At 60.7% G+C, this 22230-nt stretch carries 23 protein-coding genes; 16 read left to right on the top strand and 7 right to left on the bottom strand.

All coding sequences use genetic code 11. The features are described 5' to 3' along the window. Positions 1–27: 27 nt before the first annotated feature. The 13 genes from rpsB to lpxB all read left to right on the top strand — a co-directional run bounded on the left by rpsB (position 28) and on the right by lpxB (position 13250). Positions 28–795, top strand: coding sequence for a 30S ribosomal protein S2 (gene rpsB / locus DFO46_RS08180; protein ID WP_110793018.1), 768 nt, complete (start codon positions 28–30; stop codon positions 793–795). Positions 796–1046: 251 nt separating this feature from the next. Next, positions 1047–1973: a translation elongation factor Ts gene (gene tsf / locus DFO46_RS08175; protein ID WP_120276967.1), complete on the top strand. Its 927-nt coding sequence runs from the start codon at positions 1047–1049 to the stop codon at positions 1971–1973. A 93-nt stretch (positions 1974–2066) separates the two neighbouring features. Beyond that, positions 2067–2789, top strand: coding sequence for a UMP kinase (gene pyrH, locus DFO46_RS08170; protein WP_110793016.1), 723 nt, complete (start codon positions 2067–2069; stop codon positions 2787–2789). Positions 2790–2851: 62 nt separating this feature from the next. After that, entirely contained in the window at positions 2852–3412 is a 561-nt protein-coding gene (frr, locus tag DFO46_RS08165) for a ribosome recycling factor (protein WP_110793015.1), read from the top strand. Between the two features lie 50 nt (positions 3413–3462). Then, entirely contained in the window at positions 3463–4206 is a 744-nt protein-coding gene (locus tag DFO46_RS08160; RefSeq protein WP_110793014.1) for an isoprenyl transferase, read from the top strand. Between the two features lie 8 nt (positions 4207–4214). Further along, positions 4215–5048, top strand: coding sequence for a phosphatidate cytidylyltransferase (locus DFO46_RS08155; protein WP_120278186.1), 834 nt, complete (start codon positions 4215–4217; stop codon positions 5046–5048). Between the two features lie 71 nt (positions 5049–5119). Then, on the top strand, positions 5120–6244 hold the full coding sequence (gene rseP / locus DFO46_RS08150; RefSeq protein WP_245422535.1) for an RIP metalloprotease RseP: 1125 nt from the start codon (positions 5120–5122) through the stop codon (positions 6242–6244). 194 nt (positions 6245–6438) lie between these two features. Continuing rightward, a complete protein-coding gene (gene bamA / locus DFO46_RS08145) occupies positions 6439–8793 on the top strand; it encodes an outer membrane protein assembly factor BamA (RefSeq protein ID WP_120276965.1) in 2355 nt (784 codons plus the stop codon). Between the two features lie 50 nt (positions 8794–8843). After that, positions 8844–9908, top strand: coding sequence for a UDP-3-O-(3-hydroxymyristoyl)glucosamine N-acyltransferase (gene lpxD, locus DFO46_RS08140; RefSeq protein ID WP_120276964.1), 1065 nt, complete (start codon positions 8844–8846; stop codon positions 9906–9908). Beyond that, positions 9901–10371: a 3-hydroxyacyl-ACP dehydratase FabZ gene (gene fabZ / locus DFO46_RS08135; RefSeq protein ID WP_110793010.1), complete on the top strand. Its 471-nt coding sequence runs from the start codon at positions 9901–9903 to the stop codon at positions 10369–10371. Before lpxD ends, fabZ begins: the two co-directional genes overlap by 8 nt. After that, the gene (lpxA, locus tag DFO46_RS08130) at positions 10368–11183 is read left to right on the top strand and encodes an acyl-ACP--UDP-N-acetylglucosamine O-acyltransferase (protein ID WP_110793009.1); all 816 of its coding nucleotides are present in this window, start codon (positions 10368–10370) and stop codon (positions 11181–11183) included. The genes fabZ and lpxA overlap by 4 nt, the downstream gene beginning before the upstream one ends. A gap of 4 nt (positions 11184–11187) precedes the next feature. Next, a complete protein-coding gene (lpxI, locus tag DFO46_RS08125) occupies positions 11188–12078 on the top strand; it encodes a UDP-2,3-diacylglucosamine diphosphatase LpxI (RefSeq protein WP_120276963.1) in 891 nt (296 codons plus the stop codon). Next, on the top strand, positions 12075–13250 hold the full coding sequence (gene lpxB, locus DFO46_RS08120) for a lipid-A-disaccharide synthase (protein ID WP_120276962.1): 1176 nt from the start codon (positions 12075–12077) through the stop codon (positions 13248–13250). The genes lpxI and lpxB overlap by 4 nt, the downstream gene beginning before the upstream one ends. 3 nt (positions 13251–13253) lie before the next feature. Here lpxB and DFO46_RS08115 read toward each other — a convergent pair whose 3' ends face one another. Both DFO46_RS08115 and znuA read right to left on the bottom strand, forming a co-directional pair. Continuing rightward, the gene (locus DFO46_RS08115) at positions 13254–14447 is read right to left on the bottom strand and encodes a GTP-binding protein (RefSeq protein WP_120278185.1); all 1194 of its coding nucleotides are present in this window, start codon (positions 14445–14447) and stop codon (positions 13254–13256) included. A gap of 87 nt (positions 14448–14534) precedes the next feature. Beyond that, a complete protein-coding gene (znuA, locus tag DFO46_RS08110) occupies positions 14535–15611 on the bottom strand; it encodes a zinc ABC transporter substrate-binding protein ZnuA (RefSeq protein ID WP_120276961.1) in 1077 nt (358 codons plus the stop codon). Positions 15612–15712: 101 nt separating this feature from the next. Between znuA and DFO46_RS08105 the strand changes: the two genes are divergently transcribed. The 3 genes from DFO46_RS08105 to DFO46_RS08095 are packed head-to-tail and all read left to right on the top strand — an operon-like array spanning position 15713 to position 17883. After that, positions 15713–16675, top strand: a complete 963-nt coding sequence (locus DFO46_RS08105; RefSeq protein ID WP_120276960.1) for a metal ABC transporter ATP-binding protein — start codon at positions 15713–15715, stop codon at positions 16673–16675. After that, positions 16665–17480 carry an iron chelate uptake ABC transporter family permease subunit gene (locus DFO46_RS08100; protein WP_120276959.1) on the top strand — a complete coding sequence of 272 codons (816 nt, stop codon included), beginning with the start codon at positions 16665–16667 and terminating at the stop codon, positions 17478–17480. The genes DFO46_RS08105 and DFO46_RS08100 overlap by 11 nt, the downstream gene beginning before the upstream one ends. A gap of 4 nt (positions 17481–17484) precedes the next feature. Beyond that, entirely contained in the window at positions 17485–17883 is a 399-nt protein-coding gene (locus DFO46_RS08095; protein WP_110793002.1) for a Fur family transcriptional regulator, read from the top strand. A gap of 3 nt (positions 17884–17886) precedes the next feature. On the opposite strand, the gene DFO46_RS08090 is transcribed toward DFO46_RS08095, so the two are convergent. The 5 genes from DFO46_RS08090 to DFO46_RS08070 form a co-directional block, all read right to left on the bottom strand. Next, the gene (locus tag DFO46_RS08090) at positions 17887–18414 is read right to left on the bottom strand and encodes a gamma carbonic anhydrase family protein (protein ID WP_120276958.1); all 528 of its coding nucleotides are present in this window, start codon (positions 18412–18414) and stop codon (positions 17887–17889) included. Between the two features lie 15 nt (positions 18415–18429). Then, complete coding sequence (locus DFO46_RS08085; RefSeq protein ID WP_245422534.1) at positions 18430–18702, bottom strand: hypothetical protein; 273 nt, start codon at positions 18700–18702, stop codon at positions 18430–18432. A 47-nt stretch (positions 18703–18749) separates the two neighbouring features. Beyond that, on the bottom strand, positions 18750–20240 hold the full coding sequence (locus tag DFO46_RS08080; protein ID WP_120276957.1) for an SPOR domain-containing protein: 1491 nt from the start codon (positions 20238–20240) through the stop codon (positions 18750–18752). A 72-nt stretch (positions 20241–20312) separates the two neighbouring features. Further along, entirely contained in the window at positions 20313–21104 is a 792-nt protein-coding gene (locus DFO46_RS08075; RefSeq protein WP_120276956.1) for a hypothetical protein, read from the bottom strand. Positions 21105–21311: 207 nt separating this feature from the next. Further along, entirely contained in the window at positions 21312–21923 is a 612-nt protein-coding gene (locus DFO46_RS08070) for a transglutaminase-like cysteine peptidase (protein ID WP_120276955.1), read from the bottom strand. Positions 21924–22230 lie beyond the last annotated feature (307 nt).

Genomic DNA, 22230 nt, shown 5'->3' with positions numbered 1-22230 from the left:
GGTTAAACCGGAAAAGGAGACAAAGGCATGGCATTGCCTGATTTCAGCATGCGTCAGCTTCTCGAAGCTGGCGTCCACTTCGGTCACCAGACTCACCGCTGGAACCCGAAGATGAAGCCGTACATCTTCGGCGATCGTAACAACATCCACATCATCGACCTGGCCCAGACCGTTCCGCTTCTGTCGCGCGCCCTTCAGGTCGTGTCCGACACGGTTGCTCGTGGCGGTCGCGTTCTGTTCGTCGGCACCAAGCGTCAGGCTTCGGAAATCATCGCTGACAGCGCCAAGCGTTCGGCCCAGTACTACGTCAACTCCCGCTGGCTCGGCGGCATGATGACCAACTGGAAGACCATCTCGAACTCGATCGCTCGCCTGCGCAAGCTCGACGAGATCCTCTCTTCGGAAGCCTCCGGCTACTCGAAGAAGGAGCGTCTGAACCTTGAGCGCGAGCGCGAAAAGCTCGACAAGGCTCTCGGTGGTATCCGTGACATGGGCGGCGTTCCCGACCTGATGTTCATCATCGACACCAACAAGGAAAAGATCGCGATCGACGAAGCCAAGCGCCTCGGCATCCCGGTTGTTGCTGTCATCGACTCGAACTGCGATCCGGACCTCATCGACTATCCGATCCCGGGTAACGACGACGCCTCGCGCGCCATCTCGCTCTACTGCGACCTGATCTCGCGCGCTGCCATCGACGGCATCGCGCGCCAGCAGGGCTCTTCCGGTCGTGACATCGGCGCCTCTGCCGAAGCTCCGATCGAGCCGGCTCTCGAGACTGAAGCCGAAGCTTGATGCTTCGAATGCGGTGGAGTTGATTCGCCGCACCCCGTCAAGGGATACGGCCGCCCGGACGCTCATTGGAGCCTCGGGCGGCCTCGCAATTCCGGTGACCTGTCACAGATACGGTCCCGAATGCGTTCAAGGTTTTCGTGGTGACCTGCTTCATCACGTTGTCACACTTCCGGGTACATTTCGTCCCCCAAACAGCATGCTCCGCGATCCTGATCGTCTGGTGCATCGCTTGAACAGACAAGAGGCACACAATGGCTGAAATCACTGCAGCACTGGTTAAGGAACTGCGCGAGAAGTCCGGCGCAGGCATGATGGATTGCAAGAAGGCTCTCATCGAGAACGACGGCGACGTCGAAGCCGCCATCGACTGGCTGCGCGCCAAGGGTATCGCCAAGGCTGACAAGAAGTCGGGCCGTACCGCAGCCGAAGGCCTGATCGGCATCAACGGCAACGGCACCTCGGCTGTTGTCGTCGAAGTCAACTCCGAAACCGACTTCGTTGCCCGTAACGATGCCTTCCAGGACCTCGTCCGCGGTGTGGCTTCCGTTGCCATCGGCACCGACGGTTCCGTCGAAGCGATCGGCGCTGCCACCTATCCGGCCAGCGGCAAGACCGTCACCGACACCATCAAGGATGCGATTGCCCATATCGGCGAGAACATGACGCTGCGCCGCGCCGTCAAGCTCTCGGTCGAAGACGGTGTTGTCGCGACCTACGTCCACAATGCTGCTTCTGAAGGCCTCGGCAAGCTTGGCGTGCTCGTCGCCCTGAAGTCGACCGGCAACAAGGACGTTCTGTCCGCCATCGGCCGCCAGGTTGCCATGCACATCGCAGCCACCAACCCGCTCGCTATCCGTTCGGAAGAAGTCGATGCCGCCGTCGCCGAGCGCGAGCGCAACGTCTTCATCGAACAGTCGCGCGCCTCGGGCAAGCCGGACGCGATCATCGAAAAGATGGTTGAAGGCCGCATGCGCAAGTTCTTCGAAGAAGTCGCTCTTCTCTCGCAGGCTTTCGTCATCAACCCGGACCTGACCGTCGGCGACGCCATCAAGGCTGCCGAAAAGGATGCCGGCGCGCCGATCGAAATCACCGGCATGGCACGTCTGTTGCTCGGCGAAGGCATCGAGAAGGAAGAAAGCGACTTCGCAGCAGAAGTTGCTGCTGTCGCCAAGGGCTGATCTGGCCACTCCTTTCGAGGGAAAACATCGGGCATCGCGTGACAACGCGATGCCCTTCGTGTATCCGGCACTGAATTGATTTCGGGAGCACACATGACCGCCAAGCCATTGTTCACACGCGTTCTCCTCAAGGCTTCCGGCGAGGCCCTCATGGGAAGCCAGGGCTTCGGGATCGATGTCGCTGTGGCCGATCGGATCGCCGGCGATATCGCGGAAGCGCGGCGCATGGGCGTCGAGGTCGGCGTCGTCGTCGGCGGTGGAAACATCTTCCGGGGCGTGGCCGTAGCCTCCAAGGGCGGCGATCGCGTCACCGGTGACCACATGGGCATGCTGGCGACTGTCATCAACGCGCTCGCGCTCGCGACCTCGCTGCGCAAGCTGGACATCGATACGGTCGTCCTGTCGGCAATTGCCATGCCGGAAATCTGCGAGAGCTTCTCGCAGCGCGCTGCCTTGCACCATCTGGCACAGGGCAGGGTGGTGATCTTTGCCGGCGGTACCGGCAACCCGTTCTTCACCACCGATTCCGCCGCAGCACTCCGTGCCGCCGAAATCGGTGCGCAGGCCATCTTCAAGGGCACGCAGGTCGACGGCATCTACTCGGCGGACCCGAAGAAGGATCCTCATGCCACCCGTTTCGAGCGTCTGACGCATGATGAAGTCCTGCAGAAGGGACTTGCCGTCATGGACGTGGCAGCTGTGGCGCTTGCGCGCGAAAACCACATTCCGATCATCGTCTTCTCGATCCACGAGAAGGGCGGTTTCGGCGAAATCCTGTCCGGCGCTGGTCGCATGACCATCGTCACCGACAACTGATCCAACAACCATGGGCGCCCTTTGCTAGGGCCGCCGGCTGAATGAGCAATGGGAGAACCAGGATGACCGCAGGGGTTGATCTCAACGACATCAAGCGCCGCATGGACGGCGCGATCAATGCATTCAAGAACGACATCGCCTCGCTGCGCACGGGGCGCGCCTCGGCCAACATTCTCGATCCGGTGACGGTCGATGCCTACGGCTCGCGTGTGCCGTTGAACCAGGTCGCCAACGTGACGGTTCCTGAGCCGCGCATGCTGGGTGTATCGATCTGGGACAAGTCGATGGTGAACGCCGTCGATCGCGCCATTCGCGAAGCCAATCTCGGGCTCAATCCGATCATGGACGGTCAGAACCTGCGCATTCCTTTGCCGGAACTGAACGAAGAGCGCCGCAAGTCGCTCGTCAAGGTCGCGCATGATTATGCGGAAAAGGCAAAGGTCGCGATTCGCCATGTTCGCCGCGACGGCATGGACGGCCTCAAAAAGGGCGAAAAGGACGGCTCCATCAGCCAGGATGATAGCCGTTCCCTGTCGGATAAGGTTCAAAAGATGACGGACGACACGATTGTCGACGTCGATCGCTTGCTCGCCGACAAGGAAAAGGAAATCATGCAGGTTTAAACGAGAGTCGTTCGTTTAAACCATTTCCCTTGCCGCCCGGACCGGAGCCCATGTCGAGAGCACCACAGCGCATCGTACCGCAGCATGTTGCGATTATCATGGACGGCAACGGTCGTTGGGCGAATGCACGGGGCTTGCCGAGGACGTTCGGCCATCGCAAGGGCGTGGAAACGGTCCGTGATACGGTCAAGGCTGCGCGCGAAGCGGGCGTGGCCTTCCTCACGCTGTTTGCCTTCTCCTCGGAAAATTGGCGTCGCCCGGAAGCCGAGGTCAACGAACTCTTCGGCCTGCTGAAAGCGTTCATTCGCCGCGATCTGGCGGATCTGCACAAGGCGGCCGTCCGGATTCGCATCATCGGAGACCGGGTCAATTTGCGCGAGGACATTCGCGCTCTGCTGCTCGAAGCCGAGGAGCGAACGGCCGACAATACGGGCATGACCCTCGTCATCGCCTTCAATTACGGCGCACGTGACGAGATCGCGCGCGCTGCTGCCCGTCTCGCCCGCGAAGTCCAGGCCGGTCGCCTCGATCCGTGCCAGATCGATGCACAGAAGATCAATGACAGCCTCGACACGGCCGGGATCCCTGATCCCGACCTGGTCATCCGAACCAGCGGCGAGGAGCGCCTCTCGAATTTTCTGTTGTGGCAGTCGGCTTATGCCGAACTGATGTTCGTGCCGGATTTCTGGCCCGACTTCACGCCGGCCGTCTTTGATGCCGTGCTGGAGCGGTTTGCCGCCCGGGACCGCCGCTTTGGCGGCCTGTCCTCGAAGGTCGTGGCGGTCGGCTCATGACACTTTCAATCTCGCGCGAGCTTCAACTGCGCATCTATTCTGCCATCGTCATGGTCATCGTCGTGCTTGCCGCCACTTGGGCGGGCGGCATGGCGTTTCGTTTCCTCGCTGCCGGAATTGGCCTGCTGGTTTATTACGAGTGGTCCAAAATGACACGGCTCGCCGAGACGAGCCTGCGGTCGAATACGTTCGGCTGGTTCTCCATGGCGCTCGTCAGCCTCAACATGCTGTTCGGTTCGGCAGATTTCACCGTGCCGCTTTTTGCGGGGCTTGTGATTACGGCGGCAATTCCGGCTCTGCTGCGTCGGATGAGCTGGTGGCATCCGGGCGGCCTGTTTTACTCAGGCCTCAGCATGATCTCGCTCGCCGCCATCCGCGGCGATGATTCGCTCGGCCTCATCGCCATGCTCTTCGTCTTCGTTGTCGTCTGGGCGACGGATATCCTCGCGTACTTCGTCGGTCGCGCCATCGGCGGTCCGAAGCTTGCACCGCGCATCTCGCCCGGCAAGACGTGGTCGGGCGCCATTGGGGGCATGCTGGCTGGGGTGGTTGGCGGTTATCTTGTCGTTATGGCCCATTTCCAGGATGTCGGTCTGTGGACCGTTGCGGTGGCGCTTGCACTGTCGATCGCGAGCCAGATCGGCGACCTTTTCGAGTCCTTCATCAAGCGCCGTTTCGGGGTCAAGGATTCGAGCAATCTCATTCCCGGCCACGGTGGCGTGATGGACCGCGTCGATGGCCTTGTATTTGCCTGTTTTGCCGCATTCTTCCTGGCGATAGGTTTTTCTGCGGGCGCAAGCCAGTCCGTGGTATCCATGGGCGCCTTTCTCTTCGGTCTCTGATCGGGTAAGGGGCCAGGCGAAGAGGGATTGGCCTCAGCCACGGCGGCAATCTGATAGGGATGACGGATCACATGAGTGCAGTCCTCGGCTTTCTCGGCGGGTATATTCTCCCCTACATCCTCATTCTCTCCCTGCTCGTCTTCATCCACGAGATGGGCCATTATCTTGCTGGCAGATTGTCAGGCATCCGGGTTCTGGCCTTCTCCGTCGGCTTCGGTCCTGAACTCGTTGGCTTCACCGATCGTCATGGAACCCGTTGGAAGATTTCGGCAATTCCGCTGGGCGGTTATGTGCGGTTCTTTGGTGATGCCGACGCGGCCAGCATGCCTGACGGGAAAGCCATTGAAGACCTGAGCGACGCGGAAAAGGCGCAGACGCTGAACGGCGCAAAGCTGTGGAAGCGTGCGATCACGGTTGCGGCCGGCCCGATTGCCAACTTCCTGCTTGCGATCGTCATTTTCGCGGTGATGTTCGGCACCATGGGTAAGCCGGTCTCGGATCCTGTCGTAGCGGATCTGAAACAGGGCAGCGCCGCAGAAACGGCCGGCATCGAACGTGGGGACGTGCTGGTCGCGCTGGATGGCCATGCCATCGAGACCTTCGATGATGTGGTTCGCTATATCACCATGCGTCCGGAAGTGCCCGTGACCGTGACCGTGCGCCGCGCAGGGCAGGAGATCGATTTCCCCATCGTCCCCAAGCGCGCCGTAACGACCGACCGTTTTGGCAATTCGATGGAAGTCGGCCAGATCGGGATTATCACCGATCAGAAAGCCGGCAATTTCCGTATCGTTGAGCTCTCGCCGCCGCAGGCGGTTTGGGAAGGTGTTCGTCAGACCGGGCACATTGTCACCGGTACCTTCGACTACATCGGCAACATGATCGCCGGCCGGATGAATGCCGACCAACTCGGCGGTCCGGTCCGTGTCGTGCAGGCCTCGGGCGAAATGGCCACCCTCGGCGTTATCGCTCTGTTAAATCTGGCAGCGGTTCTTTCCGTTTCGCTGGGGCTTTTGAATTTGATGCCAGTTCCGGTCCTTGACGGCGGCCATCTCGTTCTCTACGCGATTGAAGCAGTGCGCGGGAGGCCGATGGGTCAGGGGGCGCAGGAGGTTGCTTTCCGTATCGGTCTGGCAATGATCCTCTCCCTGATGGTGTTTGCCACCTGGAACGACATCAGCCGGTTGATAGGCTGAGGTCGATCTTGCAAGCTGTGGAAGGATTTGTTTACGATGTTTCAAATTGATAGTGGCGATTGGGCCACGGATTCAAATGAAGTAAACAGAAATTAACGCGCAGTCTTGCTTGTAGGGTAAAACCCGCTAAAACCACACACGGGCCGGAGTCGGGGTTAGGACTGCGGGACAATGGAAGAAGGTAAAGTACACACATGAAGGCTGGTTCAAGATTTTTGAACGCAGTGTCGGCGGTCGCGCTGTCTGCTGGTATCGTGTCTACGGGCGCAAGTGTTGCCGTGATTGCTTCGGCTGCTGCAGCCCAGGCTGCTGTCATCCAGCGGGTCGACGTGCGTGGCGCTCAGCGTGTGGGGGCGGAAGCTGTCCGCTCGAACCTCTCCATTCAGCCTGGCAAAACCTTCTCGAATGCCGATATCGACGAATCCGTGAAGCGTCTTTACGCGACCGGCTTCTTCTCGGATGTTCAGATCTCCGTATCCGGCGGCACGCTGGTTGTGACGGTCGCCGAAAACCAGCTGGTCAACCAGGTGGTGTTCAACGGCAACCGCAAGATCAAGGACGACAAGCTCGCCGGCATCGTGCAGACGCAGCCGCAGGGTCCGTACAGTGACAGCCTGATCAGCGCCGATATCCAGCGCATCAAGGAAGCCTATACCGCAATCGGCCGCAGCGATGTTGAAGTGACGACGCAGGTCGTTCCGGTGGCTGAAGGTCGTGTCAACCTCGCCTTCGTGATCAACGAGGGTGAGCGCACCAAGATCAGCTCCATCAATTTCAGCGGCAACAACGCCTATTCCGACGGTCGTCTCGCATCCGTGCTGCAGACGAAGGAGTCAGGCCTTCTGTCGTTCCTGACCCGCAAGGATGTCTACAACGAAGACAAGTTGCGCGCCGACGAGGAAGCGCTTCGTCAGTTCTATTATAACCACGGTTATGCCGACTTCCGCGTAATCTCTTCGGAAGCCGTGCTGAACGAGGCCGGCAACGAATATACGATCAACATCACGGTGGATGAAGGTCAGCGCTACAAGTTCGGCGCGGTCACCGTGGAATCGACGGTTGATGGTGTCGATGCGGCTCAGCTCCAGGGGCTTCTCGAGACTCATGAGGGCAGCACCTACAGCGCCCGCGACGTTCAGAAGTCGATGGAAGCCATTTCCCGCCGCGTGTCGTCGGCCGGTTATCCGTTTGCGCGCGTCGTTCCGCGTGGCGACCGCAACTTCGAAAACAACACCATCGGCGTGACCTATCTCGTCGACCAGGGTGAGCGCGCCTATGTCGAGCGCATCGAAGTTCGTGGCAACACCCGGACCCGCGACTACGTCATTCGTCGCGAATTCGATATTTCCGAAGGCGATGCCTTCAACCAGGAAACCATCTCGCGCGCCAAGCGCCGCCTCGAAGCACTCGGCTTTTTCTCGGCGGTCAACATCTCGACCCAGCCTGGCAGTTCGCCGGACCGCGTCGTGGTCGTTGTAGATGTGCAGGACCAGCCGACCGGTTCGTTCGGTATCGGTGCTGGCTACTCCGTCGATAACGGTGGCGTCGTTCTGGAAGCGTCGGTTGAAGAAAAGAACTTCCTCGGACGTGGTCAGTTCATCCGCGTTGCCGCTGGTGGTGGTTTCGACGACACCCAGACGTACAACTTCTCCTTCACCGAGCCTTATTTCCTCGGTTACCGCCTTGCCGCCGGCTTCGACGTCTTCAAGAGCTCGACCAGCAGCAATTCGCAGTACGACTACGAAGAGCAGGGTGCGACGGTTCGTGTGACCGCTCCGATCACCGAAGATCTGGCAACGACGCTGCGCTATACCTACAAGCAGATCGACTACATCAACGACGGTGCCTTCGGTGCCAACGGCGTTGCAGGCGGTGGCGACGACACGATCGCTCAGCCGTATATCGATGCCATCACCGGCAGCACGTGGACGCAGTCGATCATTGGTCATTCGATCGTGTACAACACGGTTGACGATCGCCAGAACCCGCATGAAGGCATCTATGCCAGCTTCACGCATGAATATGCGGGTCTCGGCGGCGATTCCGACTTCTACAAGGCTTATGCCCGTGCGCGCCTCTTCTACACGCTGTCGGATGAGTTCGATGTCGTCGGCTCGCTTGCTGGTTCGGCCGGTCACGTCGTTGCCCTCGGCGACAACCTGAACGTCTTCGATCAGTTCAAGATCGGCGGCAAGGAAATCCGTGGCTTTGCCAACAGCGGTATCGGTCCGCGTATGGGCGGCGATTCCATTGGCGGTACCACTTACTTCACCGCTTCGGCCGAAGCGACGTTCCCGCTGCCTGCCGTTCCGCAGGATCTCGGCTTCCGTGGCGCGATCTTCGCCGATGCTGGTACCCTGTTCGGCAGCAAGCTGAAGAACGATGCGGGTGCTGACGGTACCGATATGGCGATCCGTGCGTCGGTTGGCGCCGGCATTCAGTGGAACTCGCCGTTTGGTGCGCTTCGCTTCGACTATGCTGTTCCGGTCGCCAAGGAAGACTACGACGATACGCAGGAATTCCGGTTCAGCATGGCGAACCAGTTCTAAGGCGAGCGGTCCAGAACTGCTGACAGGTTGACGTTCTGGAGCGTTTTCTGATGGAGCACAATCATTTCTTTCCGCCCCATTCAGGGGTGACCCTGGCTGCGCTTGCAGCTCATACGGGGGCGGAATTGACGGATGCCGCAAAGGGCGAGACGATCATTCGGTCAGTCTCGCCCGTTGCCCGCGCCAAGGCGGGTGATGTCTGCTACATCCTCTCCCGTCGCAATCGCGACGACCTTCTCACCTGCAATGCATCGGCCATCTTCTGTGAAAAAGCGCTGGTGTCGCTGGTTCCGGCGCATATTCCCGTTCTGTTGGCGAAAAGTGCCCAGACGGCCTTTGCGTTGGCCGGCGCGCTTCTGCATCCCGAAGGCCTTCGTCCGGTCCGCATGACCAGCGAACCGGCCAACATCTCGCCGGCCGCGTATGTCGATCCGACGGCGCGCCTCGAAGATGGCGTCGAAGTCGAGGCAATGGCCGTGATTGGTGCGCATGCTGAGGTTGGCAGCGGCACGCGCATCGGGCCGGGTGCTGTGATCGGACCCGGTGTCCGCATTGGACGCGACTGCACGATTGCTGCGGGCGCGACAGTGCAAGTGGCGTTGGTCGGCAACAATGTGATCATCCACAACGGTGCTCGTATCGGCCAGGACGGCTTCGGTTATGCGCCGGGTCCGCGTGGCATGATCAAGATCGTCCAGGTCGGTCGCGTGATCATCCAGGATCATGTGGAAATCGGCGCCAACACGACGATCGATCGTGGCACCATGGACGACACGGTCATTGGCGAGGGGACCAAGATCGATAATCTGGTTCAGGTCGGTCATAACGTTCGCATCGGTCGCCACTGCGGCATTGTCAGCCAGGTCGGCATTGCCGGCAGTACGGTGATCGGCGATGGCGTGATGATTGGTGGCGCAGCCGGCGTCAACGGCCATATCAAGATTGGTGACGGGGTTCAGATCGCCGCCATGAGCGGCGTTCTGGCAGACGTGCCCCCGGGCGAAAAATACGGCGGTGTCCCGGCCCGCCCTCTGAAGGATTATCTGCGCGAAGTGGCCGAGACGTTGAGCCGCTACGATAGCCGCGCAAAGGACAAAGGAGCCAGCAATGACTGACGCCGCCACGAAGAGCGAATTGGGATCCGCTGATATCCTCGAAATCATGCGGCTTCTGCCGCATCGCTACCCGTTTCTGCTCGTCGACAAGATCATCGAGATCGACGGTGACGATTCTGCCATCGGCATCAAGAACGTGACGGCGAACGAGCCGCATTTCACCGGCCATTTTCCTGAATCTCCGATCATGCCGGGTGTTCTGCTCGTCGAAGGCATGGCGCAGACTGCTGGCGCCATTTGCGCGCGCAAGCAGGGCGAAGCCGGCAACCTCGTCTATTTCATGACCATCGACAATGCCCGTTTCCGCAAGCCCGTGGTTCCGGGTGATCGCGTCGAATATCACGTCGTGAAGCAGAAGCAGCGCGGCAACATCTGGAAGTTCCATTGTGATGCCAAGGTGGATGGCCAGTTGGCGGCGGAGGCCGACATCGGTGCCATGATCATGCGCAAGGACGCAAAATGAGCACCATTGCTGCCACTGCCGTGATCCATCCGATGGCGGTCGTTGAAGCCGGCGCAGTCATTGGCGAGAACGTGCGCATTGGCCCTTTCTGCCATGTCGGACCGCGTGTGACGCTGAAGGATGGTGTGGAGCTCCTTTCGAACGCCGTGGTGTCCGGCCTGACCGAAATCGGTGAGAACAGCCGGATCTTCCCCATGGCCGTCATCGGCGGCGTCTCGCAGAGCCTGCATGAAGCCGGCGAGGATTCGCGCCTTGTCGTCGGTGCGAACTGCACCATGCGTGAAGGCGTGACGATGAACTCGGGCACGGTTGGCGGCGGCGGGATTACCCGCGTCGGCGACAATTGTCTCTTCCTGGCCAATTCGCATGTCGCCCATGACTGCATTCTCGCCAGCAATATCATCCTGTCGAACAATGTCATGCTGGCCGGGCACGTTCACGTCGGCGATCATGTGATCCTGAGTGGTGGATGCGCCGTCCACCAGTTCACACGCATCGGCCGCAACGCCTTTATCGGCGGTCTCTCCGCCGTCAGCTACGACGTGATCCCGTATGGCATGCTGAACGGCAATCCCGGTATCCTCGGCGGCCTCAACGTCGTCGGAATGACCCGTGCGGGGATCGAACGCTCGATCATTCATCAGGTGCGCCGCGCCTTCAAGCAGATCTTCGAGGGCGAGGGCTCTGCCCGTGCCAATGCGGCAGCAATCCGCGACGACTATCTCGACTGCCCGCAGGTGATCGAAATCCTGGATTTCATTGCAGCCGACAGCGATCGCGCGCTCTCGTCGCCCCATCGCGGCAAGAACTGACGCCATGACGTCCGCCAGCGCAACAGGACGCCTGGCATCGAAAGGTCGCCTCGCCATCATCGCCGGCAGCGGCAAGCTCCCGCTATTCTTGGCAGAAGCCGCGCGTGCCGCGGGTGAAGATCCATTCATCTTGCGCCTGAAGAACGAAGCGGATGCCGACTGGCAGAGCTACGAGACGGCGGTGATCGGGGTCGGAGACATGGCGGGCCTCTCTGCCCTGTTTCAAAGGCATGGGATCGGTCGCGTCGTCATGTCGGGCGCGGTCAAGAAGCGTCCTGCCTTCGGTGAGATCCACGTCAACCTCCGCTCCATTCTGAAGCTGCCCATGGCGCTCAGGACCTTGTTGGCGGGCGGCGATGATGCCGTGCTGCGCATGGTGATTTCGCTGATCGAGGCCCAGGGCTGCGAAGTCTTGGGTGCACATGAAATCCTTCCCGGACTGTTGGCAACCGTCGGTCCGCTCGGAAAGGCTAAGCCCTCCGACGACGATATCAGGGATATCGAGCGGGCGGCGGATGCGGCAGAGACGCTCGGACGCCTGGACGTGGGGCAGGGCGCTGTGAGCGTTGGCGGGCGCATCGTCGCCCTCGAGGGCGTCGAGGGAACCGACGCCATGCTCGCTCGTGTGGCGGGCCTGAGGGCCGAAGGGCGCATCTCCCAGCGCCGCAGGGGCGTGATCGTCAAGCTGTGCAAACCCCAGCAGGATCTGCGGGCCGATCTGCCGACCATCGGCGTATCGACCGTGGAAAATGCCAAGGCGGCAGGCCTTGCCGGCATTGCCGTTGAGGCGGGACGGGCCCTGGTCGTCGAGCGAGACGCGATGATTGCTGCTGCAGATGCGGCGGGCCTCTTCGTTGTCGGCATCGAGCGATCGGGAAAGGACAAAGGCCCATGAGCGAGAAGCCACTCAAGATCGCCGTCATTGCCGGTGAAGTTTCCGGTGACCTGCTCGGCGCCGATCTCATCGCAGCCTTGAAACAGCGCCATGCCGGCCGCGTCGATGTCATCGGCGTCGGTGGCGAGGCTCTGGCAGGGCAGGGACTGCAATCGCTCTTCGATTTCTCCGAACTGTCGATCATGGGGATCACGCAGGTTCTGTCGAAGCTGCCGCGCCTGATCAAGCTGATCTCGGTAACGTCGGACGCCATCATTGCCGCAAAGCCGGATCTGCTTTTGATCGTCGATAGCCCCGATTTTACGCACAGGGTCGCCAAGCGGGTCCGCAAGGCACTTCCCGATCTGCCGGTGGTCAACTATGTCTGCCCGAGCGTCTGGGCCTGGAAGGAATACCGGGCCAAGGCGATGCTCCCTTATGTCGACGAAGTTTTGGCCGTGCTTCCCTTCGAGCCCCAGGTGATGGAGCGACTGGGCGGCCCGAAGACGCATTTCATCGGTCACCGACTGACAACTCATGCCGAGATCCTGCGTGTGCGGGAAGCCCGCAAGGCGCGGTCCGTCAGAGCTGTGGGTGATGAGCGCACGATCCTGCTTTTGCCGGGATCGCGTGGCGCGGAGATTACCCAGCTTCTGCCGGTCTTCGGTGCGGCAATGGAGGAGTACGTCGCTCGGAACGGCAAGACTCGTTTCGTGCTGCCGACAGTGCCCCGCCAGGAGGCCCGTGTTCGCGGGATGACCGCCTCTTGGGCGCTGCGTCCCGAGATCCTGCTCGGCGATGAGGCCAAGTGGAAGGCGTTCGAGGAGGCAGATGCCGCGATCGCGGCATCGGGTACGGTGATTCTGGAGCTCGCATTGGCCTATGTGCCCGTCGTCTCCACCTACAAGGGTGATTGGATCATCCGGATGATGGCGAACCGGATCAAGGTCTGGACGGGAGCCCTGCCCAATCTGATCGCGGACTACGCCATCGTGCCCGAATATTTCAACGACGTGCTGCGACCGGCAAGTCTGGTGCGCTGGGCGGAACGCTTGTCGAGCAATACGCCACAACGCGCCACCATGCTTTCCGGCTATGACGACGTCTGGAACAGGCTGCAGACGGATCTGCCCGCAGGCGAGGCTGGGGCAGATCTGGTGCTTTCGCTTCTCGCTCGTCGCGGCCGCCTCTGAGCGTCACGCCCAGCGTGCGAAGGGGTCCGGCAGTCCTTCCCAGGCAGTCGGCGTGAAGCGTGTTGCAGGCACGAGGCAGGCGTCAAGCTCCGCAGTGATCTGTTCCTGGTCCATCGGGTCGGCACCGATAAACACGATCTCCTGCCGCCGGTCGCCCCATTCGGCATCGAGATAAGGCGCCATGGCATTGAGAAAACCCGGATCATCAGGCCACCGCGATTTCGGAACGGACGCCCACCACAGCCCCATTCTCGTCGTGCGCACCAGCGGTCCTGCCTGGCTCAGTTCCCCGACATGATGCGGACGTGTCGCGAGCCAGAAAAAGCCTTTGGCACGGATGACGCCTGGCCAGGAGCGATCGAGGAAGTCGCGGAAACGCGTCGGATCAAGCGGCGCGCGGGCGCGATAGACGAAGGAGCGGATGCCATATTCCTCCGTCTCCGGCACATGGTCGCGAAAGCCGTGCAGTTCCTGGAACCAGAGCGGGTGCGTCTCGGCCTTGGCCAGGTCGAACAGCCCGGTCCCAAGGATGTCGTGCGGGTCCACCTTGGCGAATTCCGTCTCGATCACACGGGCGCTGGCGTTCAACCCGCCGATAATCTTGCGGGCCGCGTCGAGTTGATCGGGGCTGGCTGCGCCCACCTTGTTGAGGATGATCACGTCGGCGAATTCGATCTGCTCGACGAGAAGGTCAACAAGCGTCCGGTTGTCGTTTTCACCGGCCGTTTCACCGCGATCGGAAAGAAAATCGCTCGATGAGTAGTCACGCAGCAGGTTTGCCGCATCCACGACCGTCACCATGGTGTCCAGTTGCGCGATGTCGGACAGGCTGCGCCCTTCCTCGTCCCGGAAATCGAAGGTGGTGGCGATCGGCAGCGGTTCAGCGATACCCGTGGCTTCGATCAGCAGGTAGTCGAATCGCCCTTGTTCGGCGAGTCCGCGCACTTCGTTGAGCAGATCGTCACGCAGGGTGCAACAGATGCAACCATTGCTCATTTCCACCAACTGTTCCTGCGTGCGCGAAAGGGCGGCGTCCCCGCCGCGTACGAGGGCTGCGTCGATGTTGACTTCACTCATGTCGTTGACGATCACGGCAACTCTCAAGCCCTGACGGTTTGCCAGCACGTGGTTCAACAGGGTGGTTTTCCCAGCGCCGAGAAAGCCGGACAATACGGTGACGGGAAGCTTCTTCATCAGGCTCTCCAGTAAATGTAATAACATAACAATCGATAGGACAAAAAAGGCGAGGCCGTGGCCCCGCCTTCCTGTCCGGGGGAGGAGTGGTTATTGCGACAGGCAAGCCGCAATCGACGTCGCAAGGTTGCGCATCAACTGACCATAGAGTTCCGGCCCTTCCGAAAGCGCGCCGCCTTCTGGATCCAGTGTCCCTGATTTGGCATTGGTGCCTTCGATCACGACGTTGATCAGCTTCGGCTCGAATTGCGGTTCGGCGAACACGCAAGCCGCGCCCAGTTCGACGATCTTCGCATGGATCTGCGACAGGCGCTCTGCACCAGGCATGGTCTCGGGGCTGACGGTCACGGAACCGACCACACGGACTTTGTACCGGTTTTCGAAATACTGGTAGGCATCGTGGAACACCACAAAGGGCTTGTCGGCAACGGGGGCAACTGTTGCGGCGATGTCGGTATCGAGCGCGTCGATCTCGGCATTGAGCGCAGCGGCATTTGTTTCATAGGTTGCCTTGTTCGCAGGATCGGCCTCGATCAGCGACGTGGCGATGACCGACGCCATGGCCTTGGCATTGGCGGGATCGAGCCAGAGATGCATATCCGTGCCGCCATGTTCGTGGTCGTGCTCGCCTTCATGCTCATGTTCATGGCCTTCGCCGCCCTCTGCGGCATGGTCATGGTCCTCCTCGGCATGATGGTCGTGACCCTCTTCTTCATGGGCCGTTGCATCTGCAGCCTCGTGCTCATGATGCTCGCCTTCGGCATGCTCGTCGCCCGCGTGCTCGCCGTGATCATGTGCCTCGAAGGCACCGCCTTCGCGGAAGGGCAGCTTATTGAGGCCGGGAGCATCTTCGAGTTCCACGACCTTGGCCTTGCCGGCGAGAGCCTCCAGCGGCTTATCGAGGAAGGCTTCGAGGCCCGGACCCACCCAGAACACCAGATCGGCTTTCTCCAGCGCACGGGCGTTGGAGGGTTTCAGTGTATAGGTATGGGGCGAGGCGGCGCCTTCGACGACCAGCGACGGTTCGCCGACCCCTTTCATGATCGAGGCCACCAGCGAATGGATCGGCTTGATCGACACGACGACCTGCGGCTCCGCCATGGCAATGGCCGGCGAAAAGAGCAGGGATGCGACGGAAGCGGTCAATCCGCGGCGGATAGAGTTCATGGTGACGTCCTTCAAGGCTGTAACGTAATACTATTACATCAATTGCGTAATGCTATAACGTGTGGCATAGGTGTCCGCAACAGCAAATTTCCGGGAAGTGTATGGCAGCCTTGAAAACATGGGATGCGGAGCCGCTGGTGTCACTGGCGGGTGCCGGGGTCTATCGCAACGGACGCTGGCTGGTGCGCGGCGTCGACTTCTCCGTCCGCTCAGGCGAAATCGTCACCCTGATTGGCCCGAATGGTTCCGGCAAATCGACCAGCGCCAAATTGGCGACCGGTATTTTGCGCGCCGACGAGGGGCGGGTGGATCGCAAGCCGAACCTGCGCATCGGCTACGTGCCGCAGCGGCTTGCCGTCGATTGGACCATGCCGCTCACCGTCCGCCGTCTGATGACGCTGACGGCGCCGCTCGGCGCCGATGAAATCGAAGGCGCGCTTGATGCCGTCGGCATCCGCCATCTCGCCGGCGCCGAAGTTCAGCATTTGTCGGGTGGGGAGTTTCAGCGAGCTCTGTTGGCCCGCGCAATGGCCCGCAAGCCCGATATTCTCGTCCTCGACGAACCGGTCCAGGGCGTCGATTTTTCCGGCGAGATCGCGCTGTATGATCTGATCACCTCGATCCGCAATGCGACGGGCTGCGGCATCCTGCTGATTTCCCACGACCTGCATATCGTCATGGCGGAAACCGACACGGTGATCTGTTTGAACGGCCACGTCTGCTGCCGGGGAACGCCGGCGGCGGTCAGCAGCAGTCCGGAATATATGCGCCTGTTCGGCGACAAGGCGAGCCGAACGCTCGCCGTCTACAGCCACGACCACGATCACACGCATCTGCCGGACGGCCGCGTTCTGCATGGGGACGGGAGCATCACGGACCATTGCCATCCGGAGGACGGCCACCATCATGCAGCAGCCGGTCGCAATGACGGCGAGCATCACGTCCATAGTCATGACCATCATGATCATGACGATCACGCCCATGGTCACAGCCATGACCACGATTCCGGACCTGCTGCGCTGACGACCGCAAACACCACGAAGGAGCATCACCATGCTCGATGACTTCTTCGTCCGCGCCATGTTGGCCGGCATCGGCCTCGCGCTCACCACCGGGCCGCTCGGTTGCTTCGTCATCTGGCGGCGCATGGCCTATTTCGGCGACACCATGGCGCATTCCGCGCTGCTCGGCGTCGCCTTGTCGCTGTTTTTCTCGCTCAATTTGATGGTCAGCGTCTTTGTTGTCGCGGCGCTGGTTTCGCTGATCCTGATTGTCCTGCAGAAACGTCAGGGCCTGTCAGCCGACGCGCTGCTCGGCATCCTCAGCCACGCCACGCTCGCCATCGGTCTCGTCATGGTCGCCTTCATGTCCTGGGTGCGCTTCGACCTGATCGCCTTCCTCTTTGGCGATATCCTCGCGGTTACGCCGACGGACGTGGCAATCGTCTGGGGTGGCGGCGCCGTTGTTGTGGCGCTGATCGTCTATCTCTGGCGCCCGCTGCTTGCCGGCACCGTCAATGCCGAGTTGGCCGAAGCCGAAGGCATGAACCCGGAACGCGCGCGCATCATCTTCATGCTGCTGATGGCGCTGGTCATTGCGATTGCGATGAAGATCGTCGGCATCATGTTGATCACCTCGCTCCTGATCATCCCGGCCGCCGCCGCCCGCCGTTTTGCGGTCTCGCCAGAGGCCATGGCCGTGATTGCCTCGCTACTCGGTGCCGTGGCGGTCGTCATTGGCCTCTTCGGCTCGCTGACCTACGACACCCCGTCCGGTCCTTCGATCGTTGTGGCGGCCCTGCTTCTCTTCCTGATCAGCCTTCTGCCGCGCCCGCGCCTGGCGATGGCTGACGATCGCCCGCGAGGTTGACCCCATGCCTAAGACCGATCTGACCCGCAACCAGTCGCTCGTCTTCGATAGCCTTGTCGAAGCCGATGGCCCGCTTTCCGCCTATACACTGCTGGATCGGCTCCGTGACCATGGGTTCCGGGCACCGCTGCAGGTCTACAGGGCGCTCGACAAGCTGGTCGAATTCGGCATGGTGCATCGGCTGGAAAGCCTCAACGCGTTCGTCGCCTGCGCTCATCCCCATGAGGGCTGCGCCAGCCATGGCACCGTCGCCTTCATGATCTGCAACAAATGCAATCAGGTGACCGAGTTTCATGATCACGAGGTCGATCACCACCTCAGTGCCATCACGCGCAAGCAGAATTTCAAGGCTGAGAAGACGACAATCGAGATCCGTGGTCTGTGCGCTGCCTGCGCGGCCTGAGGCTCAAAGCGGCTGAAGATCGCGCGCGAAGCGCTGCCAGTTTCGGACGTAGCTTTCCGCTGACACCCTGAGACGCGCCACCGCGTTGTCATCAAGAGTTCTGACCACCCGTGCGGGTGCGCCGACAATGAGCGAGTTGTCGGGAAAGACTTTGCCTTCGCTCACCAGAGCATTGGCACCCACAAGGCAGTTCTTGCCAATGACGGCACCGTTCAGGACGGTCGCCCCCATGCCGATGAGGGAATTGTCACCGATCGTGCAGCCATGGACGATGGCGTGGTGTCCGATCGTGCAGCCGTCACCAATTTTGGTCGGGAACCCGGGATCGGTATGGATCATCACGCCGTCCTGAATATTGGTCCCTTCGCCGATGATGATGGGATCGTTGTCGCCGCGCAGCACGGCATTGAACCAGATGCCGACATCTAGGCCGAGACGCACGTCGCCGATGACCTGAGCGCCTGGTGCAATCCAGTAGCGGTCGGCAGCTGGCAATAGCGGGCGTTTTTCGCCAAGAGCATAGATCGCCACCGCGCTCACTCTCGTTCAGCGAAGGCGCAGGATGACGGGAAAGCGCCCGCCCTGGGCGCCGACATGCAGGTGAATATTGACTTCAGGTTGGGAATAACGCCAAGCGCGCGCGCCATGCGACAGGAGCAGCCCGATCAGATCCTTCGTCTTCGAGCGCTTCTCGCGGCCGCCGATTTCGGCCAGACGGAAGGCGGCTTCGTGCAGCGGATGCAGGACATGCGACGCTGGCAAAATCCCGCCATTGTCCTGATCGTCCACTTTGCCGATTCTGAAGTCTTTCGAAGCCATCTTGCTATCCTCGTACAAAAATACAAATCGAGGTTTGGTCAGCGTGGTTACTGGGCGGCTGCCCAACAGCCGATACCCTTGCGTTTCAACTGCTTGCAGGCGTTGACAGCATCCTTCTGCGCATCGAAGCCACCGAAACGTGCACGGTAGATCTCCTGTGAGCCCGCATTGTAGGCGACTGTGAATGGGGTGGCGGAACGCAATACCTGTCCGCCTTTCTCTTGCGCATTGCGCAGAAGATCCATGGCCAGCGACTTGTCCGGCGATGTGCCGATCTGGATGATCCAGCCAGACGTCGGCTTGGTCGATGCAGTGGTGACCGTGTCGACATCCGGCGGCGTGGCGGAAGCGGCAGCGACAGACTGAGTGGTTGCAGCAGGCGCGACCATGGCGCCGCTGTTCGGCATGTAGGCCGGGGCAGGCTGCGGCACGGGCACGCTTTCAGAACTGCCCGGTGCGACGGGGCGCATGCCGCTCAGCGCAGCGGTTGCCGCATTTCCAGTGGGAGCCGCGACATAGGCCGAGGCCTGCGCGACACCGGCGTAACGAGGATCCGGCATCGGGCCTGTCTGCGGCAGGTTCGGATGACCATCATCAAGCGAAGCCGTTGCCTGGACGGGTTCGGCGGCAACAGGCGTCTGAACCTTGGCGACGAGATCGCCGGAGGAACGACCCGAAGACGCCTGAGGGAGATACCGCTGCACGAGTGCGGTCATCTGGGCATTCCTGCGCGCACCGGAGGAGGCGCCGAGAATGACGGCAACGATGGAGCGCCCATCGGCCTGGGCAGAGGTTGCGAGATTGTAGCCGGCAGCACCGGTATAGCCGGTCTTGATGCCGTCGACGCCGCGCACGGCACCGAGCAACCGGTTGTGGTTGCCGATTGTCTGCTTGCCGAAAGAGAAGCTCCGGGTGGAGAAATAGCCGTAATACTGCGGGAAGTGCTGACGAAGCGCGATGCCAAGGCGGGCCTGGTCACGGGCTGTTGTCATCTGTGCCGTATTGGGCAGGCCATGTGCATTGCGATAGGTGGTCTTGGTCATGCCGAGGCTACGAGCCTTGGCCGTCATGAGATGGCCGAAACGCTGCTCCGAGCCGCCGAGATACTCGCCCAGCGCCGTTGCAACGTCATTGGCGGAGCGCGTCACGAGCGCCAGGATTGCCTGTTCGACCGTGATGCTGCGGCCAGCGCCGACGCCGAGCTTCGACGGCGGCTCCTTGGCGGCATTCTTGGAGATCGGAACCTTGCTGTTGAGCGAGATGCGGCCGGATTCGAGCGCCTCGAACGTCAGATAAAGCGTCATCATCTTGGTGAGCGATGCCGGATAGCGGAGGCTGTCGGCGTCTTCGCTATAGAGAACCTTGCCGGTCTTGGCGTCGATGACCACGCCCGCATATTTGGCAGCACTCGCACCTGACGTCGTTGCCAGCGCGGCAAAAAGGACCGCAACGACGGCGATCACGACTCGACGGATTGGAGCGGCGAATGTGAGGCTTCCGAGAACTTTATGCACCACGATACTCTTTGAACTGTTCATTTCAAACCGGACGCTCTCCTCCGGTCGCGACCATCAGGCTGCGACTTTAGGATGCGTGCGTTACCAAGAGGTTTATGATGAATGCTTTGTTGATGGTCTTGCCGGCATTTTAGCGGTGTCTGCGGGCGTGAGCGTGTCGGTGCGCTGTTCCACATAGGAGCGGACGGCCGCATCGATCTGCTTCCACTCCGGAAGCAGGCGGCTCGAGAACCGGTAGAGTACGGACAGATCTTCGCCGACGTGAATGTCACGCTGGCAATCGCTGCTGCTGGCAAGTTTGTCGGCAGTCGGGATGAGGCAGCGAACTGCATATTGTCCGCCATCGCCATCATCTGCCGTCAGGAGGACTTCCCCTTCGAAACCGGTTCCCGGCCTGAACCGGTGCATCTGCAAGCCGCCGGGGCCCGTCTCGGCGGGGCCGATCGTCAGATGCCGGTATATTGGCTCTATCCGGCCTGACATGTCGCGCGACATCGTGCTTTGCGATACCTGCAGGAAGAGCAGGGACTGTGCCTGACCCAGGTCGTCGAAGGCAAGGCGAAGCGCCTGGCTATAGCCCTCCATCGACGGCCAATGCAGTTGAAGGTCGACGCGTTCTGCCGCCCCGCTGCGCCGCTGTGGTTCGAAGCGAAGCGTATTTGCGGTCAGGTGTAATGCGTCGCGGCCTATGGTGATGTCGTAGACGTCGAGGCTGTCGCTGTGGCCGGCAAGGGCGAGTTGCGCGCCATAGAGGCGTCCGTAAACATTGATTCCGAGCGAGGCGAGGGCCAGGAGTGCAATGGCGATGACGGAGACCAGAAGGAAGCGCGCAGAAAAAAGCGGTACATGTTGCTCTGCGCCGAAATCGGCCGTGCCGTGTTGCATGAGTTTTCCGCTCCCGTTCGGCCGCGCTCGACGCTATCGGCACCGACCCTCCGCAAGCTTTCCATCATCATGGTTAAGGCGCGGTTAATATTGCTCTCCGGCAAAAAGAGAGCCGGTCCCGGTTGGACGGGACCGGCTCAGAATGGCTCCGGTCGGGGGACGGGTATGCGGGGGACGGACCGGCGCCAATGCGTTAAAGCTGAAACCTCAGTTGGAGTTCACGCTGCCAACATAACTCGCGCGGCCATCCTGGAGCTTGACCCAGCGGCTGGGATCCGTCGAGGATTGACGCTTGAGATAGGTGTATTCCGTATCCGACCACAGCAGCACCTTGTTGCGCATGTTGTCGAGAATGAAGTCGCCGTGATCTGTCCGGACCGTCAGCACGGCATGGCCTTCGCCGCTCGGCTGCAGCACCACGGTGATCAGCAGATCTGTCGGATCAAAGCCGCGATCGATGAGCATCTTGCGCTTGAGCAGGGCGAAATCCTCGCAATCGCCAACCGTGCGCGGATAGGCCCAGCGTTCCTCAACGCCGTAGATCTCCATGTCCGTCAGCGGCGTGATCGACGAGTTGACGGTGTAATTCACCTCCAGCATCGTCTTCCACAGCGGCTCGGTAAGTCCAAGCGGCCCGGTATCCTTGTAGCTGCCGGCGCATTCTGATGCGTAGGTCTGGCAGAATTCGTAGTGGCCGATCGGCGGGTTTGCCTTGCCGATCACCTGCATGTTGGCCGGCGCTGCGTGCGCCTGCAATCCAAGGGCCCCGGCGAAAGCGATGGCCAGAAATCCAATACCGAGAGTTTTCTTTCTTGTCATTGTTTGTCTCCTGGTTACGGAGCCAGTAATGACAGAGATAATTTGAGCTACCGCGAATTATAGCGCCGGCTTTTGAGTATAATAAACGGATAAACTGAGTTTGTATTGATTTATATTTGAAGAAATTTCGATTTAAACTTTCGGCAAATTTGTCGAAAATTTTCTGCGCATTTTATCTTTTCTAGTCTCCGTTGGCCTGAAGGGCGATGGATTGGTGAATAAAAACAAAGGGTAAGCGCAGAGCTTTGTTCCGGCCGCGTGCCCCGAAACGTGAGGTTCTCGGCCGCAGGAGACGTCTGGGCCTTGA

Origin of the sequence: Rhizobium sp. AG855, from assembly GCF_003610655.1 — a bacterium.
Taxonomy (GTDB): Bacteria; Pseudomonadota; Alphaproteobacteria; order Rhizobiales; family Rhizobiaceae; genus Allorhizobium; species Allorhizobium wuzhouense.
This window is presented reverse-complemented; position numbering and strand designations above follow the sequence as displayed.

Bases quoted from the DNA above. Each gene is read 5' to 3' on its own strand.
- DFO46_RS08160 (WP_110793014.1), top strand. From the start codon at position 3,463: ATGTCGAGAGCACCACAGCGCATCGTACCGCAGCATGTTGCGATTATC.
- DFO46_RS08070 (WP_120276955.1), bottom strand. From the start codon at position 21,923: ATGACAAGAAAGAAAACTCTCGGTATTGGATTTCTGGCCATCGCTTTC.
- DFO46_RS08095 (WP_110793002.1), top strand. From the start codon at position 17,485: ATGCCTAAGACCGATCTGACCCGCAACCAGTCGCTCGTCTTCGATAGC.
- fabZ (WP_110793010.1), top strand. From the start codon at position 9,901: ATGACTGACGCCGCCACGAAGAGCGAATTGGGATCCGCTGATATCCTC.
- lpxD (WP_120276964.1), top strand. From the start codon at position 8,844: ATGGAGCACAATCATTTCTTTCCGCCCCATTCAGGGGTGACCCTGGCT.
- DFO46_RS08075 (WP_120276956.1), bottom strand. From the start codon at position 21,104: ATGCAACACGGCACGGCCGATTTCGGCGCAGAGCAACATGTACCGCTT.
- DFO46_RS08085 (WP_245422534.1), bottom strand. From the start codon at position 18,702: ATGGCTTCGAAAGACTTCAGAATCGGCAAAGTGGACGATCAGGACAAT.
- lpxI (WP_120276963.1), top strand. From the start codon at position 11,188: ATGACGTCCGCCAGCGCAACAGGACGCCTGGCATCGAAAGGTCGCCTC.
- rseP (WP_245422535.1), top strand. From the start codon at position 5,120: ATGAGTGCAGTCCTCGGCTTTCTCGGCGGGTATATTCTCCCCTACATC.
- frr (WP_110793015.1), top strand. From the start codon at position 2,852: ATGACCGCAGGGGTTGATCTCAACGACATCAAGCGCCGCATGGACGGC.
- znuA (WP_120276961.1), bottom strand. From the start codon at position 15,611: ATGAACTCTATCCGCCGCGGATTGACCGCTTCCGTCGCATCCCTGCTC.
- lpxB (WP_120276962.1), top strand. From the start codon at position 12,075: ATGAGCGAGAAGCCACTCAAGATCGCCGTCATTGCCGGTGAAGTTTCC.
- DFO46_RS08080 (WP_120276957.1), bottom strand. From the start codon at position 20,240: ATGAACAGTTCAAAGAGTATCGTGGTGCATAAAGTTCTCGGAAGCCTC.
- tsf (WP_120276967.1), top strand. From the start codon at position 1,047: ATGGCTGAAATCACTGCAGCACTGGTTAAGGAACTGCGCGAGAAGTCC.
- DFO46_RS08105 (WP_120276960.1), top strand. From the start codon at position 15,713: ATGGCAGCCTTGAAAACATGGGATGCGGAGCCGCTGGTGTCACTGGCG.
- pyrH (WP_110793016.1), top strand. From the start codon at position 2,067: ATGACCGCCAAGCCATTGTTCACACGCGTTCTCCTCAAGGCTTCCGGC.
- lpxA (WP_110793009.1), top strand. From the start codon at position 10,368: ATGAGCACCATTGCTGCCACTGCCGTGATCCATCCGATGGCGGTCGTT.
- DFO46_RS08100 (WP_120276959.1), top strand. From the start codon at position 16,665: ATGCTCGATGACTTCTTCGTCCGCGCCATGTTGGCCGGCATCGGCCTC.
- bamA (WP_120276965.1), top strand. From the start codon at position 6,439: ATGAAGGCTGGTTCAAGATTTTTGAACGCAGTGTCGGCGGTCGCGCTG.
- rpsB (WP_110793018.1), top strand. From the start codon at position 28: ATGGCATTGCCTGATTTCAGCATGCGTCAGCTTCTCGAAGCTGGCGTC.